Origin of the sequence: Gracilibacillus sp. HCP3S3_G5_2, from assembly GCF_052063305.1 — a bacterium.
GTDB lineage: Bacteria > Bacillota > Bacilli > Bacillales > Amphibacillaceae > Gracilibacillus.
The window spans coordinates 443,318-460,606 of record NZ_JBQHXU010000001.1 but is presented as its reverse complement, the minus strand read 5'-3'; the positions used below and the strand labels follow the sequence as shown (position 1 = coordinate 460,606).

Annotated in this window: 13 protein-coding genes; 9 read left to right on the top strand and 4 right to left on the bottom strand. The window is 36.3% G+C overall.

What is annotated here, in order from left to right:
- Positions 1-12: 12 nt before the first annotated feature.
- The 3 genes from ACTNEP_RS02165 to ACTNEP_RS02155 are packed head-to-tail and all read right to left on the bottom strand — an operon-like array spanning position 13 to position 2,462.
- Positions 13-234, bottom strand: coding sequence for a twin-arginine translocase TatA/TatE family subunit (locus ACTNEP_RS02165; protein WP_441159908.1), 222 nt, complete (start codon positions 232-234; stop codon positions 13-15).
- 27 nt (positions 235-261) lie between these two features.
- On the bottom strand, positions 262-807 hold the full coding sequence (locus tag ACTNEP_RS02160; RefSeq protein ID WP_441159906.1) for a Rid family hydrolase: 546 nt from the start codon (positions 805-807) through the stop codon (positions 262-264).
- Positions 808-836: 29 nt separating this feature from the next.
- Positions 837-2,462 carry an FAD-dependent oxidoreductase gene (locus ACTNEP_RS02155; protein WP_441159905.1) on the bottom strand — a complete coding sequence of 542 codons (1,626 nt, stop codon included), beginning with the start codon at positions 2,460-2,462 and terminating at the stop codon, positions 837-839.
- A 395-nt stretch (positions 2,463-2,857) separates the two neighbouring features.
- Here ACTNEP_RS02155 and ACTNEP_RS02150 point away from each other — a divergent pair, with 395 nt between their 5' ends.
- The 9 genes from ACTNEP_RS02150 (at position 2,858) to ACTNEP_RS02110 (ending at position 15,778) form a co-directional block, all read left to right on the top strand.
- Positions 2,858-3,427 carry a chromate transporter gene (locus ACTNEP_RS02150; RefSeq protein WP_441159904.1) on the top strand — a complete coding sequence of 190 codons (570 nt, stop codon included), beginning with the start codon at positions 2,858-2,860 and terminating at the stop codon, positions 3,425-3,427.
- 13 nt (positions 3,428-3,440) lie between these two features.
- Positions 3,441-3,971, top strand: a complete 531-nt coding sequence (locus tag ACTNEP_RS02145; RefSeq protein ID WP_441159903.1) for a chromate transporter — start codon at positions 3,441-3,443, stop codon at positions 3,969-3,971.
- A gap of 316 nt (positions 3,972-4,287) precedes the next feature.
- Positions 4,288-4,971 (top strand): YesL family protein, encoded by a 684-nt coding sequence (locus ACTNEP_RS02140; RefSeq protein WP_441159902.1) that lies wholly within the window; start codon positions 4,288-4,290, stop codon positions 4,969-4,971.
- 265 nt (positions 4,972-5,236) lie between these two features.
- Positions 5,237-6,205, top strand: coding sequence for an ABC transporter permease (locus tag ACTNEP_RS02135; RefSeq protein ID WP_441159900.1), 969 nt, complete (start codon positions 5,237-5,239; stop codon positions 6,203-6,205).
- Between the two features lie 16 nt (positions 6,206-6,221).
- Entirely contained in the window at positions 6,222-7,094 is an 873-nt protein-coding gene (locus ACTNEP_RS02130) for a carbohydrate ABC transporter permease (protein ID WP_441159899.1), read from the top strand.
- Positions 7,095-7,147: 53 nt separating this feature from the next.
- The gene (locus tag ACTNEP_RS02125) at positions 7,148-8,686 is read left to right on the top strand and encodes an extracellular solute-binding protein (protein WP_441159898.1); all 1,539 of its coding nucleotides are present in this window, start codon (positions 7,148-7,150) and stop codon (positions 8,684-8,686) included.
- Between the two features lie 115 nt (positions 8,687-8,801).
- Positions 8,802-11,144, top strand: a complete 2,343-nt coding sequence (locus tag ACTNEP_RS02120) for a helix-turn-helix transcriptional regulator (protein WP_441159897.1) — start codon at positions 8,802-8,804, stop codon at positions 11,142-11,144.
- Between the two features lie 121 nt (positions 11,145-11,265).
- Entirely contained in the window at positions 11,266-14,412 is a 3,147-nt protein-coding gene (locus tag ACTNEP_RS02115; protein ID WP_441159896.1) for a glycosyl hydrolase, read from the top strand.
- Positions 14,413-14,425: 13 nt separating this feature from the next.
- Positions 14,426-15,778, top strand: coding sequence for a sulfatase-like hydrolase/transferase (locus ACTNEP_RS02110; RefSeq protein ID WP_441159895.1), 1,353 nt, complete (start codon positions 14,426-14,428; stop codon positions 15,776-15,778).
- A gap of 414 nt (positions 15,779-16,192) precedes the next feature.
- Here the strand turns inward: ACTNEP_RS02110 and ACTNEP_RS02105 are convergent, their stop codons facing one another.
- The gene (locus tag ACTNEP_RS02105; RefSeq protein ID WP_441159894.1) at positions 16,193-17,044 is read right to left on the bottom strand and encodes a CvfB family protein; all 852 of its coding nucleotides are present in this window, start codon (positions 17,042-17,044) and stop codon (positions 16,193-16,195) included.
- Positions 17,045-17,289 lie beyond the last annotated feature (245 nt).

Below are 17,289 nucleotides of genomic sequence, written 5' to 3'. Positions count from 1 at the left end.
GAAGCTACTAGTTTATCCTCTTTTCTCCTGTGATAATTTCTCGGTTTTCTTTTCAGCTTTCACGCCACTTTCGTCAGTTTCTGCATCTGAAACCAATTCTTTCGTGGCATTTTTAAATTCAAACAAAGTATGTCCAAAGGCTCGTCCAATAGCAGGTAGTTTTGAGGGACCAAAGATTACAAGTGCTATAATCAGAATTAATACCAAGCCGGGAATTCCGATATTTTGTAACAATTCCAATCACTCCTTTCAGGTTAGCTCTTATTTTTTACCAGTATTTTTATAGGCTACCTCTGCTTCGATTTCAATAAGATAATCAGGACTAACTAAACTTTCGACACCAACTGTGGAGCGTGCTGTTTTAACGGGGTTGTTTTCCGTGTTAAAGAATTGAGCATAGGCATTAAACCAACCTGTATAATCTGGTTCATTGCCTTTGTTTGGATCTGGCGCAACATAAACACGCAAATAGGTTATATCAGAGAGGGACAGACCTTTCGCCTCCAAATCTGTTTCAAAGTTCTCTAAGATTCCGATTGCTTGTGTTTCTGTGTCACCATATCTTTCATAAGTAGTGTTGCCGTCTGGATTTAAAAGAGGGGGAACGGTTCCGCTATAAAATAGTCGATTATAATTGTGAGGTATAGAAACGGAACTAGAAATAGACGAGGATGGCGATCCAAAGAAGGTAACTTTATTCGATTTCAATGCATCCTTGTCACTGCTTGCTAAAGTAAAAGTAAATCCTACAAATAAGCTGATACTAAGTACTGTAATGGCAATGATTGGTTTAATCACTTTTTTCATTTATTCCTCTCCTCCTATATCATATTCGTTTAACCTGCTTTCGCAGATGTAGTATTTTCTTTCAATACCTCTTCATGAATTCTGCTAACAACAATCCTTGCGGATTCAAAAGCACCTGCCATCCATCCTGTTAAATAACTAAGATGCTCACCGGCAAGATGAATGCGACCTTGAGGTTCATTTAAAATAGGATAATAGTTTCTGAGATCAGATTCTGAATAAGAGGCCCAACCGCCCTCACTATACTTGATTTTGTGCCATGCAACAGAGAAGGAATTTTCGAATTCTTTGGTGTATTGTGGATGTATTTTTGCTCCTTGAGATAGAGCGCGGGCTTGTCTTTGTGAAAGTGATAAGTTCCCATAATCAACTGCATCTTGGCCAAAATTGTAATAGCCAATCAGCACGCCTTTTTGGGTTAAATAATCATTAGAAGGGTACCAAATTTGTGAAATGTCCATATTTGTTGTGGTAATTCCGCCTAGAATACGATCTTCTTGTTCCCAGAATCTATTTTTAAACTGAAGACCAATTTTACCTGTAGTAGCATAATTAATACTTCTAATGGCATTTTTCATTGGTTCTGTAAAATCTGCTGGGATATTCTTTAATACGGGTAATGGGATTGTACAAATACAATAATCCCCTGTGATTTCCCTTTCTTTTTGGTTTTCTTTTTTCTTGTAAACAATTCGTACGCCGTCTGAGCTTTGTCTAATTTCTTGTACTTCAGCTCCATACGTTATGACGCCAGGTAATTGTTTTTCTAGAGCATTCGGAATTTGATCCATTCCACCAACTGGTTGGAACATCATAGGCTGTTGATTAAAGCTATAATCCCCACTAATTCCATTCATCATTCCTGATTGAAGAAGTTCGCTAAATTTATAAGGATTATCTAATGTACCTGATTGATGACCTCCTCCAGGTAATTCACTATATCCCCGACGACTAGATCCGGTATATGTTAGGTCTCCAGATAAATCGCCTTCTCTTATTAGGAAAGCTTCTAACCTTTCAATATCTTCTTCTGAAAGTGGGGCATCTAGTGCTGCTTGATCTGAAACTTTTGCTAGTAATTCTGATATATATCCACGAGCGTCAGCTTTTACTGTACCTTTTCGTATTTTTTGATTGGATAGAGGTCCAACATTTTCCTGATAAAAGTATGTAAATTCATTTGTGTTTGCGAATACCTCTAACTCAACACCTAACTCCTTACAATAATCTAGTGTTACATGATGTTGAGGAATACGAGCAGGTCCTGCATTCATATAAAGATTTTTATCAAACTTAGCTGATTGCTTGCTTCCGCCAATTTCTGTTTCACTTGTACCTCGTCGTACTGTCCAATTTCGACCACCTGAACGTTCCCTCGCTTCGAGGATTTTGCAGTCATAGCCTGCTTTCCGTAATTCATAAGCTGCTGTCATTCCAGCTATACCTGCACCTAAAATAATCACCTTTTTGCCATTTTTATTAACCGCTGTCAAATCACTTTTTTTAGGAGCCTCGAATTCGCTTGCGTTCACTAAAGAGTGACCCAATAAACCTAAAGATTCCATTGCACCCCAGACTGCAACTACGCCACCAACTTTGCCAGCTTGATTAAGAAAATCTCTTCTTGTCATGTGATTCCCTTGGTTACTTCCCATCACTTATCTCCTCTCTTCAAAATGATTTGTCTAACTACATTCATTGTATGTAGTAAGTGATGCGTCGTCATGTTTTGTGTAAGGAATTGTTACGTGTTCTCCCAAAAATACGATAATAGACCTATCTTTTCTATGAATATCCAACAAAAACTGCCATTGATCGAGTGAATAATTCTGTTAATAAAGAAAAATCTAAGAAAGTAGTTTGTAATAAAGAGTAGCAATCGAATGTTGCTCTTTGGTTTTTGAATGAATCACAAATATTCTTTATTTAACATAAAGTAAAATATATAGACGAAATACTTTATTTATGTTTAAAATATTATATATATTTTTAACAAAGTAAATTTAATTAATGTTAAAATATATCTGATCGATATTTGGGGGTGATCTCTGTGGATTGGAAGTTGCAAAGGGATATTTTTATTGCTTTTTTTCGTTCATCTATATTGGGCTATGGAGGAGGACCTTCAGCGATACCTCTTGTTCATCAAGAAGTGGTGGAGCGATTTAAGTGGATGGATGATGATGAATTTGCTGACGTCTTAGCTTTGGGCAATACGCTGCCAGGTCCTATCAATACGAAGATGGCTGGATATATTGGATATCGTGTTGGTGGTTGGGTTGGTATGCTTAATGGTGTTTTCGCAGCTGTTGTACCAACTGTTGTCTTAATTATTTTACTGATTGGTGTTTTATCGGCCTATCGCGATTCTAGAATTGTTGCTGGAATGACGCAAGCTATTGCACCACTAGTAGCTGTGATGCTTTTTACATTGACGTATTCGTTCTTAAAGCAATCTAAGAAAAATCTTGGTTGGATCATGACAGGTGTGCTTGGAGTTATTAGTTTAGTAGCATATCAGTTTTTGCAAATACATCCAGCAATTGTTATCGGCTTTTTTTTGTTAATAGCACTTTTTAGCCCTGTGAAAGAAAAGGAAGACGAGAAAAAGACAGCATGAGGGAGGCGAAAAAATGGTTTATTGGGAATTGTTTCTTGCATTTTTTATACCAGGTATTGTTGGATATGGAGGAGGTCCATCTTCTATTCCACTTATTCAAACAGAAGTTGTTGATCGTTACGGTTGGTTGACAGTCTCGGAATTTGGAGAAATCTTGGCGGTTGGAAATGCACTCCCAGGCCCCATAGCTACGAAGATGGCTGGATACATAGGGTTTGAGGTAGGAGGAATTCTTGGAGCTGTAATAGCGTTGTTTGCTACAGTGGCTCCTTCACTGATCGCCATGCTACTTTTATTGAAATTATTATTAAAGCATAAAGAATCTCCAAAAGTAAAAAGAATGACAGCGTTTATCAGACCAACAATTGCAATATTATTAGTAGTGTTGGCATATGAGTTTATAGAGACCTCCTGGTTTGATGCGGGCTGGTTTCAAACATTATTATTAACGGCTTTAGGCTTTATTTTGTTAGAGCGTTTTAAAATTCATCCTGCCTTGGTTATAGTTGGATATTTGATATATGGAGGGATCTTCTTAGGTTAACCAAGCGATGATACAATACCAAATCTAGCAATATGGAATAATCTTGAGATCTAACTTTTAGAAGACGATCGGTAAATTGATCGTCTTTTTGCATGAAAAATTATTATTTGTCATGTATTTTTTACTTAACGAGTAGGGTGAACTAAAACGAAAAATAGAATAGTGCAACTTCCTTTTTTGTCTTGGGTGTGATAATGTGGAGTTGTTGTGATATCGCTTTCGTGATTACTAATATACCTGCTATCCTTACAAAGCTTCTTTTCAAAAAATCTAGCTATTTATTCAAGTAAACTGATGTTTAAAGAAGGTGACACATATGGAAATAAGGGGAATTTGGGGTATTTTTTACAAAATTTCGCTTTGGCTAACCCGGATTGCAAGTGTGAATCTACTATGGTTTCTCTTTAACTTACCTGTAGCAATTGTATTATTTAATATGTTACTGGCTAATTATATTGGAGAGTTAATCCTATTTTTGGTGCTATTCGTTATGTTAGTACCCATTGTAACTTTTCCAGCCACCACAGCTTTATTCGCTGTAGTACGGCGGTGGGTGTTAGGAGAAGAAGTAAACATCCTAAAAGAATTTTGGAAATATTATAAGCAAAATTATAAAGACAGCTTAAAAGGTGGATTATTTTTTATTTTGCTTTGGAGCTCGATGTTGTTTTACTATTATATTTTAACGTTCAACTCACTGGAGATATTTACTTATTTATTTTATCTTTTGCTTGCTATATTATTTGTGTTTACCATTCACTTTTTTTCGATCACGGTTCATTTTCAATCGCGAACGCTTCCTATTTTAAAAAACGCCATGCTGTTTACGATCATAAATCCTATTCTTACGATTGAAATTGTAGTAGTAAGCGGGTTACTTATTTACCTAAGCAGTACGTACTTTTCGTTTCTTATTCCGTTTTTTATCGGCGCTACCATTGCATTTGTGTCTTTCCTCGGTTTTTACCGGTTCACATCCAAATTAAAAATAGTTGATTAACATGTCTTTCCTAGTGAGGAAAGGCATTATTTTTTTGGATGATCGGTACTTCCATAACCTTGTTACAGCAGCCTTTATTAAAAAAAGACAAAATTATAAAAAAAGTGTTAATCCGATTATTCGAGAAATAAAAAGAGTATTATTGCAGGAAATATTTCAGCTGTATACATTATAAGCATATCTTTTTTCACAGATCGTAAAGAAGGTAAAAAACATTAATATTGTAAGCGCATCCAATAGTGGTTACAGAAGGAGGGACATCAACATGGAGAAGGCAAATGAATTAGACAAACAGGAATTAAGAGAGGAAGCTCAACCGAAAAGTAAATGGAAGAAATTTATATTGCAAATTGCAAAGGATAAATACCTTTACTTGCTAGCTTTACCAGGTTTAATTTATTTTCTCCTATTTAAATACGTACCGATGTGGGGGATTACCATTGCGTTTAAAGATTTTTCTCCTTTTTTAGGGTATGTAGAAAGTCCGTGGGTAGGTTGGCAACACTTTCAACGGTTATTTTCCAATCAAGACTTTTTGATGTTATTGAGAAATACGTTGGCAATAAGTTTTTTAAACTTACTTTTCTTTTTTCCTTTACCGATTATTCTTTCCCTTTTACTAAATGAGGTTAGAAACCAGATCTATAAACGGACTGTGCAATCGATCATTTATTTACCACATTTTTTATCATGGGTTATTATTGCTAGTTTAACGTTTATGCTATTGTCTAAATCTGAAGGAGTAATCAATCAATTAATTGTTTTTTTTGGTTTTGAAAAGTTTGATTTCTTAACCAATTCAAATATTTTCTGGTTTTTACTTACAGGACAATCCATATGGAAGGAAGCTGGCTGGGGAACGATTATCTTTCTGGCAGCTATTGCCGGTGTTAATACGGAGCTGTATGAAGCTGCCAAAATTGACGGCGCAAATAGATTTCGACAAATTTGGCATGTAACATTACCTGCGATTCGGAATGTCATCATTATTTTACTTATTCTTCGTTTGGGAGATGTGATGGAAGTAGGGTTTGAGCAAGTGTTCCTTATGTATAATGGTGCCGTTTCTGAGGTTGCAGAAGTATTCGATACCTATGTTTACCGTGTGGGTATTCAACAAGGTCAATTTAGCTATAGTACTGCTGTTGGGTTGTTTAAGTCATTGGTTGGATTAGTTTTAGTCGTAGTAGCCAACAGGATGGCTAAAAGATTTGGTGAAGAAGGGATTTATTAGGAAAGGAGTATAGAAGATGATAAAAAAAAGTTTAGGCGATAAAGTATTCGATGTTTCTAACTTGATATTTCTCGGAATTATCTCTATTGTGACGATCTTTCCAATATATTATGTATTTGTGGTATCCTTTACAGATCCGATTGAATACTTACAAAAGAATATTGTACTATTTCCGGAGAATTGGTCCATCGCATCATATGAGTATTTGCTCTCCTCCGGGGCATTTGTCCAATCATTAGGTGTGAGTACCTTTTTAACGGTTGTAGGAACAGCTTGTAGTTTAGTGATTACCTCCTCATTTGCTTATGCTCTATCAAGGAAGAAATTTAAAGGAAGACGATTTATATTGCTATTAGTATTATTTACAATTTTATTTAATCCTGGTATTATCCCTAACTATCTGCTTGTCAAAGAGTTAGGTTTAATTAATAGCTTATGGTCTGTCATTTTAGTTTCCTTATCCAATGGATGGTTTGTCATTTTGATGAAGGGGTTTTATGACAGTATTCCAGATACTTTAGTAGAAGCTGCAACGATCGATGGATGTAATGATTTGACTGCATGGATCAAAATTATTTTGCCGTTATCATTGCCATCTATCGCAGCATTTGGATTATTTTTTGCGGTGCAATATTGGAATCAATATTTTAATGCTTTGTTATATTTAAATGAATCTAGTAAGTGGCCAATTCAAGTATTACTGCAAAATATGCTGATAGATGCTTCCAGTAGCAGTCTTGGGGATGTCGACCCGCTTTTGCAACCGCCACCAAATGAAACGTTAAAGATGGCTGCAGTAGTTATTGCGATTGTACCGATCCTAATGATATATCCATTTCTTCAAAAACACTTTGCAAAAGGGGTGATGATTGGATCCATTAAAGAATGATTAGGCATCGGTAACAATAATGAACAAATTTTCAATATATAGGAGGGTTAATTATGTGGAAAAAAAGTTTGCTCATGCTAGTAGTTATATGTTTATCCTTTTTAGTAGCGTGTAGTAGTAATAGTGATGAAAGCAGTAGTAATAGTGAGGAGAATAGTAGGGAAGAAACCAGTGGAGAAGAGGCCACGAATACCGAGCCTACTGAAGTTCGAATTATGAGTCACTTCTTTAGTCCAACTCCACCTGAACAGGATGGCGAAGTAGAGCAGGCAATCGAAGAAGGAACGAATACGGAATTAAGCATTGAATGGGTTTCAGCAAATAACTATGAAGAAAAGTTTAATGTCATGTTAGCTTCTGGAGACTTGCCAGATCTTATGCTCGTACCTGATCCGTTTAGTCCAGTGTTTCGTCAAGCTGCACAACAAGGTGCTTTCTGGGATATAGCTCCCTATATTGATGATTATCCAAATATAAAAGAAGGTATTGCTGATATTGCTTGGGAGCTGACAAGTATGGATGGGGCAAATTATGGAATTCCACGCCCAAGACCATCTGAAGGAGAAACATTCTTTTCTCTTAGAAAAGATTGGTTAGATAATGTTGGATTGGATATTCCTGAAACATCAGATGAATTATATGAAGTAATGAGAGCGTTTACTCATGATGATCCTAACCAAAGCGGCCAAGATGATACAATTGGTTATGCAGGTTATGTTAACCCAACAGATATGGGGAATATGGGCGTTTTTGAAGGTATCTTCACTGGCGCTACTGGGCAATGGAAAGATGTAGATGGTGAATTAATTCACACTTCTTTACTACCAGAAACACGTGATGCTATTGAATTTTTGCGTAATGCCTATGAGGACGGACTAATTCCAGAAGATTTTGCATCGCTTCAAAATAGTCAGACACAAGATATGTTTAAAAGTGGAGATGCAGGTATGATAAGTGAGAAAGCAGGAGCTTTTCAGGAAGTATACGATACATTAAAAAGCATCGAACCTGATTTTGAGTTTACTAATTTGTATCCACTAGAAAAAGTGAACAATTACAATCCGGCAGGACCAGGTTTTGCTAGTGTTAATGTTATTTCGAAAAGTGTACCAGAAGAAAAAATGAAACAAATTTTACAAATGATTAATGACTGGATGGAAGATGATGTATTCCAATTACATCGAATTGGTATTGAAGGAGTTCATCACAATGTAGAGGATGGAGAAGTAGTAATTAATACTGAAAAAGCGCAAGAGGATGCCATTGGTGACTTTAATCAAATCGTGTACGTATCAGATCCTTATGCAAGCTCTATAAAGGATACATTCCCTGAAGATGCAAAACAGCTATATCAAGAAATCCAAGATGCTAGAGAAGCGACGAGTGTTCCGGATGTAAGCTTAGGGTTATATTCTGAAACTGCTCAAACGTATTTGCCAGAGTTAGAGAAAAAGTTACAAGACCTGAAAACTAAGATAATACTAGGATCTGAGTCACTTGAAGCTTGGGATACGCTTGTGGAGGAACTTGAGCAAGATCCCGATATGCAAGCAATGACGGAAGAAATAAATGAGGCTTATCAAGCAAGATAATGCTCTACTAGCTCTCTGCTAATATACTGGCAGAGAGTTTTTTTAAATCAGAAAATGTATGCTAAAATAATGAAAACGTTTTATTTAAAGGTGAAAATAGGGGGAGGGAAGGTTATTGCGTCAAGAAGTCCGAAGATATCGTACGTATATCACACATTTATTATTAAACAAAAATTATCGCAAAAACTTAATTGTTTTTTTGTTTGTTACAAGTCTTCCAGGCATCATCTTTACGTTTATATTATTTATCGTAAGTAAGACACAAATGGAACAGGAGCTACATGAAGTCCATGAAAATTATTTAAATAAAACGATTGAAACGATTGATGAGCATTTAACAAATATTGAACTATTACTTGGACATTGGGCATCTGATTCTAACTTCATGAACACGTATAACAGTGTGGATGTTGTATCTGAATATGAAAACGTACATCGAATTTATAACACATTATTAATTATGGAAGGATCCAATCCATTAATTGGAAGAGTAGAATTATTTGTCAATGAACCTGAGCCTTTAGTTTTTTCAAAAGATGGCTATTTTCATTTAACAACGAATGAGGAGCATCAAAATTATCAGGATCTGTTACAAAGTTATGATCGTAATATTTTCTGGACATCGGATGTAAAGCCAATTGAATCTGGGTATGAAGATCGATATGCTCCGATTAAATTAGTACATAAACTTACCACCTTTCATTCACCTGAATCCGCGTCTATTATTGTTTTTCTAAACAAAAAAGCATTACTCGAATTAATTAAATCACCCTATGATGCAGGATCTGTTTTTATTCAGAGAAATGAGTCTGATTGGATTTTTACGGAAGATGGGCGCGACAATTTAACCATCTTTGAAAAGGAAGTATTAACTGAAATAGAAGAGAACGATATGTTGAAGGAACCTTCCGTCTTCAACTGGAGAGAGGAGCGCTATACAGTCACTTATGATACGATTTCGCGGTTACAGGAAGATTGGAAATACATATCGGTTGCCCCTTTATCCACGATTATTGAGCCAGTAGTATTTATTTCTAAATTATTTCTCATTATCAGTTTCAGCATGCTGATTATTGCAATTATGTTAACGATATTTGTTTCGAATAAGTTATATGCGCCTGTTAAAAAACTGTTGGAAAAAATGAACCGAAATCGGGGGCGAGGAGCTATAAGTGAATTTGAAATAATTGAGCAAGAATGGGAGAATCTCTCTACCGAAAGTGAACAGCTTCAAAAGAGATTAAAAGGCCAGCTACCATACTTACGGCAAGGTTTCTTATTACAATTAATCCAAGGTTTTTTCTATTCATACCCTGAAAAAATCCTAATAGAGCGAATGGAGCACTTTGGCTGGACGGTGAAAAAACATCATTATCTATTAATGTATATTCAATTGTTCGGCTTTGCTAAAGTCAAAGATAAGTTTGGAGAGGATGAAGGACTCATAACCTTTGTCGCTAGTAATATAACTGAGGAACTAATGCGCAATGCCAACATGCAAGCAGATGTAATTAATTTTCATGATCTTTCTTTAGGTGTTTTTATTACTTATGATGATCGAAGCTCTTATCCTGAATTAAAACAAGAACTAGTTGAAATAAGTGAAGAGATGATCAACTATATTAATCAAATTTGTAAGATGGATGTCTCCATTGGTATCAGCAGGAAAATAGCTAGTATCAAATTGATACCTAATCATTTTGAAGAAACAAAAAATGCTTTAAGTTTCCGTAATCTCCATGAAAATAATCAAATTATTGAGATGGACAACATTGATCAATTAACAAAGAGAAAAGAAACACTCGTATATCCATTTGATATCGAAAAGCAAATATCGCAAGCAATTCGGTTAAGGGATAAAGAAGAGACGAAACGTTTATTGCGTGATTTTTTCCAAGCGGTAATTTCTAACTATACGAACGAAGCACTCTTTAAACAAGTTGCATTTCAATTATTAGGTAGTATCCTTCAGGTTGCGATGCAATCCGGTTTAATGAATGACTTTGTTGATAAAGGAGCTAATTTGTACCAACAATTAAATGCAATTAAAGATATGGAAGAAATTAATCGCTGGTTTGAACTAAAAGTTATTGATCCTATGATTGACGAGTTGTCACAAAAGAAAAATCAAAGGCTACAAATTATCATCGAAAAAGTAATAAAACTGTTAGAAGAAAATTATATGAATGATATTTCGCTAGATGAGTGTGCAGAGCAAGTAAAATTAAATCCCTCTATTTTAAGCAAAGTATTTAAAGAGATTACTGGCTGGAATTTTATTGATTATTTAACGCATATTAGATTGAATAAGGCAAAGGAATTGCTGATCGAAACAGATTTAAAAATTAATCAGGTTGCCCAAGGCATTGGTTACCGCCACAGCTATTTTAATCGCCTCTTTAAAAAAAGCGAAGGCGTCACACCAAGTGAATATCGTTCGCTTCATCGAAAAGAGTAGTAATCAAAAAAAGAGAAATGGATCAAAAAAGTCTTATATAAAACCAAAAAAGTATTATTGTAGGGAATGTAAATATCCGATAAAGTTCTTTATGAAAACGTTTTAAAAAGAGGTGAGAAAAATGAAAATAGAAGATTTTCAACATCCTAAACCAGCGTACGGAATCCATCCATTTTGGTTTTGGAATGGTGAATTAACAAATGAGGAAATCTCCAATCAGCTGAAAGAAATGGCAGATAAGCATGTAACAGGTGTGTATATTTGTGCAAGACAAGGAATGGAGATACCTTATCTGTCTGATCGCTGGTTTGAAAAAGTAGAATTTGCGATCGAGACAGCTGCAAGTTACGGTATGGATGTTTGGTTATATGATGAATATCCTTATCCAAGTGGTATGGCTGGTGGAGAAGTGACATTAGAGCATAAGGATGCGAAGCAAACCATGCTTGTTCATCATGTAGAAAAAGTAAACGGGGAGAAAAGAGTTAGCATCCCATTACCATGGGGGAAAATTCTTTATGCTAAAGCAGTTCCTGTAAAGCATAATTCGGAACAACTTTTATGGGAGAAAGCAATTGATCTTAAGCTAAAAATAGGCAACTTACAGGTAGAGCATATTTATCAAAAAACGGGATTAACAGCCTATAATCAGCGCCGTTTCTTTACGTATGGTCCAAAAAAAGTATTAGAGTGGGATCTACCTCAAGGTGATTGGGAGATTCATTGCTTTATTGAAGAGGAATTAGAGGATTTTAAATATTATGGCACTTTTGTGGACCCTTTGCATAAAGAGGCCATTCAAACGTTTATTCAAGTAACACATGAGCGCTACTTATCGAAAGTAGGTAAACATTTCGGACAGACTGTGAAAGGAATGTTTACCGATGAAACGCATTTACTAGGGAGATTCCCATGGTCACCACAGCTTGTGCCCTATATAAAAGATACTTATGGATACGACATTAGAGAATATTTATACTTATTAATCACTAATGGAGAGCATGCTGCAAAAGTCCGTTACCATTACTTTCAATCGATTCATGTATTGCTGAGAGATGTTTACCATAAGCAAATTCATGACTGGTGCGAGAAAGCAGGGATTGACTATGTTGCTGAAGTGCCATCAGCAAGAATGTCGGGTCAGGTTTATAGTCATGTTCCTGGTGGAGATAGTGCACATGAGAAGCTTGGTCGACCTTTAGATTGGATATTGAAAAAATACTTCTTTAGTATGAGAGCCAATCCGAAGATGATAAGTGCCTTAAGTAATCAGCTAAATCGCGATAGAACTCTCATAGAATGCTTCCATAGTGTAGGTTGGTCGATGACTTTGCAGGACGCCAAGTGGATGGTTGATCGACTTGCAGTTTTAGGTATTAATTTCTTTAACTTTCATGCATTTTTTTATACGTTAAATAGTTTAGTGAAACATGATGCACCACCTTCGCAATTTATTCAAAATCCTTATTGGAAGTATTTCAAAAAGCTTGGGGATTATGTTTCTCGTATTAGTTATTTGATGGCACAAGGAGAAGTGGTTCGTCCAATTGCGGTGTTAGATCCTACGACAAGCTTTTGGACGAAAATGGCTAATCCCTTTTCCTCTTTTTCATATGTAGGAGAATGTGAAGAGGAAAAAGCGTTGCTCGAAAGATTGAAAAAGGACTGGGCAGATATTTGTCTGGAGTTGACAAAAGCGCATAAAGATTATGATCACTTGGATCCAGAGATTTTAATGGAGGCAAAAATAGAGGACGGTAAAATAAACATTGGAAAGGCAACATATAAGGTATTGATTCTCCCGCCAATGACAAATTTAGAAAAAAGGGCATGGGACAAAATAAAATTATTCCTTGATCAAGGTGGATCGGTGGTTGCCAATGGACTATTACCATCAGAAGATATTGAAGAGGATACTAGTCATTATCAGGAAATGAAACAACTATTTAATGGAGAGAATTGCTCAGAATCAAATGCTTTCTTCATTCCATTCTCTTCTCATGCAACAGATAACATAAAAATGTTATTCAACTTATTGGATCATATTCTGGATGAAGAAGTGTTTATCAATGTGAAGGATCCATCACAAAGCTTTTTGGTTCAGCACCGAAAACTGGATAATTCTGAACTTCTTTTTATTACTAATCAGGAAGGGGACAGACACGAAGTTTCCCTTGGGCTTTATAAGGCAAGAGAGAACCATGCCTACTTTCTAATAGATTTGGAGAAAGGAGAAAGAACACACATTTCTTCGGTGTTTAGAGATGGTTTTCGGCAGATTGATTTACAGTTTGAGCCCTATCAATCCTATATGGTGCAGGTGGAAGAAACTTCTGATCAAGTAATAAGTAAAAGTGAAGGAAAAAGCATTGAAATAGCAAGTAAGCAACAATGGCAATTGGAGACACAGGATGAAAATATGGTAAGGTTTGATTCTTTTCTACTTGAGATCTTAGGCTCTGATATACAAGGCTGTCCAGTGACTGCCAAAACTTTTATTGATCAATGTGAAGATTTGGCTCAAAATAATATGTTGCCTGTTTCATTTAAGCAATTATTTGGAACACCAATGAAGCTTCAATTGAATTATCCGATTAACGTAAATTACAAGACAAATTTTATCGTAGAAAAAATGCCAGCTGACTGTACGCTTGTGATGGACAAAAATGCTATCTCTGAAGGTTTGTCCATCTTTATTAATAACCATAAGGTTGATCCAGATTCTTTGCAGAAAATGTTTGTATATGATCATAACAATATCGTTTCTGATATAAGACGTTATTTAGTTGAAGGAGAAAATCTGATTGCTATTAAAGGTAAGATTCATAAAGATTGGGATGGTGTGGTAGATCCTGTATATTTCAAAGGAGATTTTGGCGTTCAATTTAATGAGGAGAAGACGCCGATTTTAGTAGAAATGCCAACCACTACTCATTCGTTGGTCGGTCCGTTTGAAAGGTTACCTTTTTATGCGGGTACGCTTGCATTTACTAGAAACATAGAGCTTGATCCTCCAGAAAACACTAGTTATCGAATAACTATCGAGGAGATCGATGAAATTCATGATGTAGTCGAAGTAATGGTCAATGATGTTTCATTAGGTGTGAAGGCATGGTCTCCTTATATTTGGGAAGCTAGTGAGGGACTGTTAAGGAAAGGCGAAAATAAAATAACAGTACGGATCATCCATACATTAGCTGGCCTATTAGAAGGAAAGTACTTTGATTATGATAAGCATGAATTGGTCGATGTGAGAGAAATAGATTAAGGAGGCGAATTAGTTGAAAACGCAACAATCTAGTAAACCGAACGTTGTTGTTTTTTTTACGGATCAACAGCGCTGGGATACGACGGGTGTTCATGGCAATCCATTAGATTTAACTCCTAATTTTGATAGAATCGCTCAAGAAGGTACACACTTGTATCATTCCTTTACCTGCCAACCTGTATGTGCACCAGCCCGTGCTTGCTTTCAAACAGGGAAATATGCAACCGAGACAGGGTGTTTTAGAAATGGTATTCCGCTACCTATGGAGGAAAAGACTTTAGCAGATTACTTTAAAGAAAATGGCTACTATACCGGATACATTGGGAAGTGGCATTTAGCTGCCGAAGAACCGGTAAGTGAAGAAAGACAAGGGGGATATGATTACTGGCTTGCCGCTAATGGCTTAGAACATACGTCTGAACCATATCGGACAAGAGTATATAATAACCAACAAGAACCAGTAGATTTACCTGGTTACCGTGTCGATGCACTGACAGATGCAGCGATTCGATTTGTTGAAAAGAAAAAAGACCAGCCATTTTTCTTATTTTTATCCTTTTTAGAACCACACCATCAGAATCGTACAGATGATTATCCGGCACCAACAGGATATAGGGAAAAATATACGGCGAAGTGGACACCACCAGACCTTCAAGCATTAAGCGGAACGTCTTTTCAGCAGTTAGGTGGCTATTATGGTATGGTAAAGCGTCTTGATGAAGCATTAGGCAGATTAATGGACGTACTAAAAAGTCTGCAAATTGAAGAAAATACCATTGTTCTATTTACATCTGATCATGGCTGCCACTTTAAAACACGAAACAAGGAATACAAACGCTCTTGTCATGAAAGTTCGATTCGAATCCCTACAGCTGTTACAGGACCTGGTTTTATCCAAGGAGGCAGAAAGCAAGAACTGGTGAGCCTGATTGATTTTACGCCTACATTATTAGATGCAGCAGGAATTACGGTGCCGAAAGAATTATCTGGACAATCCTTTCTGCCTCTAGTAACTAATAAAGATACTAAGTGGAAGAATGAAGTATTTATTCAAATAAGTGAATCACAAGTTGGAAGAGCTATTCGTACCAAAAGATGGAAATATAGTGTTTCTAATTATTCCCTTAATCCTGCTGAGTATGAGACAGCATCGGTTTATCAGGAAGAATTTTTATACGACCTTGAAGCAGATCCCTATGAATTAACAAACTTAATTGAACTGAAATCCCATAGAAAGGTAAAAGAATATTTGCGTGAGAGATTACTAGACTACATTCTAAAGATAGAGGGAGAAAAACCGGAAATTCAAACTGTTACCGAAGTAGAAAGTGGTCAGCGAAAAGTGTTAACAGAGGAAATCATCTAACTTTAAAAGTTGCTGATCATAGATATTAGTTTCGACTAGTATCTATGATCAGCATTTCTAGGTCTAATAGAAGGGAGTACCAGCTTAAGAATGTGATGCCCGGTTATATAAGTCATACTTGCCGGAAATGAAAATAAGTATCAAAATATAGAAGAGCGGAATCAAAATAGTAGTAAAAAGTCGTTTAAGTACCAAAACAGGAAGGCAAACAAACGAATATGGTACTTAAACCGGCTTTAAGTACCAAAAAGAAGCCCAATATCGTACATTTGGTACTAAAAAAGTAGGTAAGTACCAAGCTGAATTGAACCTTAATGGGATAATCCTTCTTGTATGCCTGAGCATAAGTGCTTTGGGCTTTTATTCATGTTGAATGACCTTGAAGTTGTAAATGGTAAAAATGTGAAGCAAGTGCTATTCCTTAGTGGTTAAGTACGTTTTTCCATCTCGCTGTTCAATTTTTCTTTCTTTCATTAACTTACCAAGAGCGCGCTTGAATGCTGCTTTACTTATGTGAAAAGTGTTGCGGATATCTTCTGGATTACTTTTGTCGGAAAACGGAATAACCCCACCACTTTCTTCTAATAGTTCTATTATTGCGTCCGCATCCTCACCGATACTGTGCTGTTTTAATGGTCTTAGCGACACATTTAATGTTCCATTATGCTTCACTTCAATCACGCGACCTTCCACTAGTTCACCTAACCGTGGTTCTTCCTTTCGTTCTGTGTGATGGATAAATCCACGATAGCCTTCTTTCGTCATACATGCAGAGCCTTCTCTGTCTGTGCGATAGATGCGACCACTGATGGATTTGTTCAATAGATCATCTGGTGCTGGTTCAAATTCTCTTTCCACAACACCTTCAGTTGCAGGGAGTGCGAGAAGGCGTCCTTTCTTATCTTTACTTAACGTAACATAAAGCTTATCGCCTACATTTGGCCATACCTCTTCGAACAATGGTAAATCGTCTTTTGACACTAGGATTTCCTTTGATGTACCAATGTCAACAAATACTCCTAAGTGTGGTAACACTTCCACTACTTCAGCCCAGCCGTACGCATCGAATTGAATAGTTGGTAATTGTGTTGTTGCAACGGTATTTCCTTTTTTATCTAGATAAAGAAAAACATCGACAGATTGCCCTGCTTCAAGTTCTGAATCCGTATCGTTGTGGTGTAAAAGTATGTCGTCTTCTAACACATAACCGGTATCAATTTTGCGTAACACTTCTAAATGTTGAATCGTACCTAATTGTTTACTCATGTCAAAACCTTCTTTCTTCCTTTTATGTATTGGAAAAGGGGTACTCTTACTATAAGAGTACCCCTTTGAATTACAAAGTAACACATAAGATTTATTATTTTTTTATCCCGATTAATTCGGGTGGGAAATTTCACTATTTAGAATTTCACTTTACCGCGGTACATGTTCCACTGGGATTTTCTAACTTAAGCAACGTAAGCCCTACCTGCTCTTACGTCCTTGCGACCCCTTAGTCGCGCCAGTGT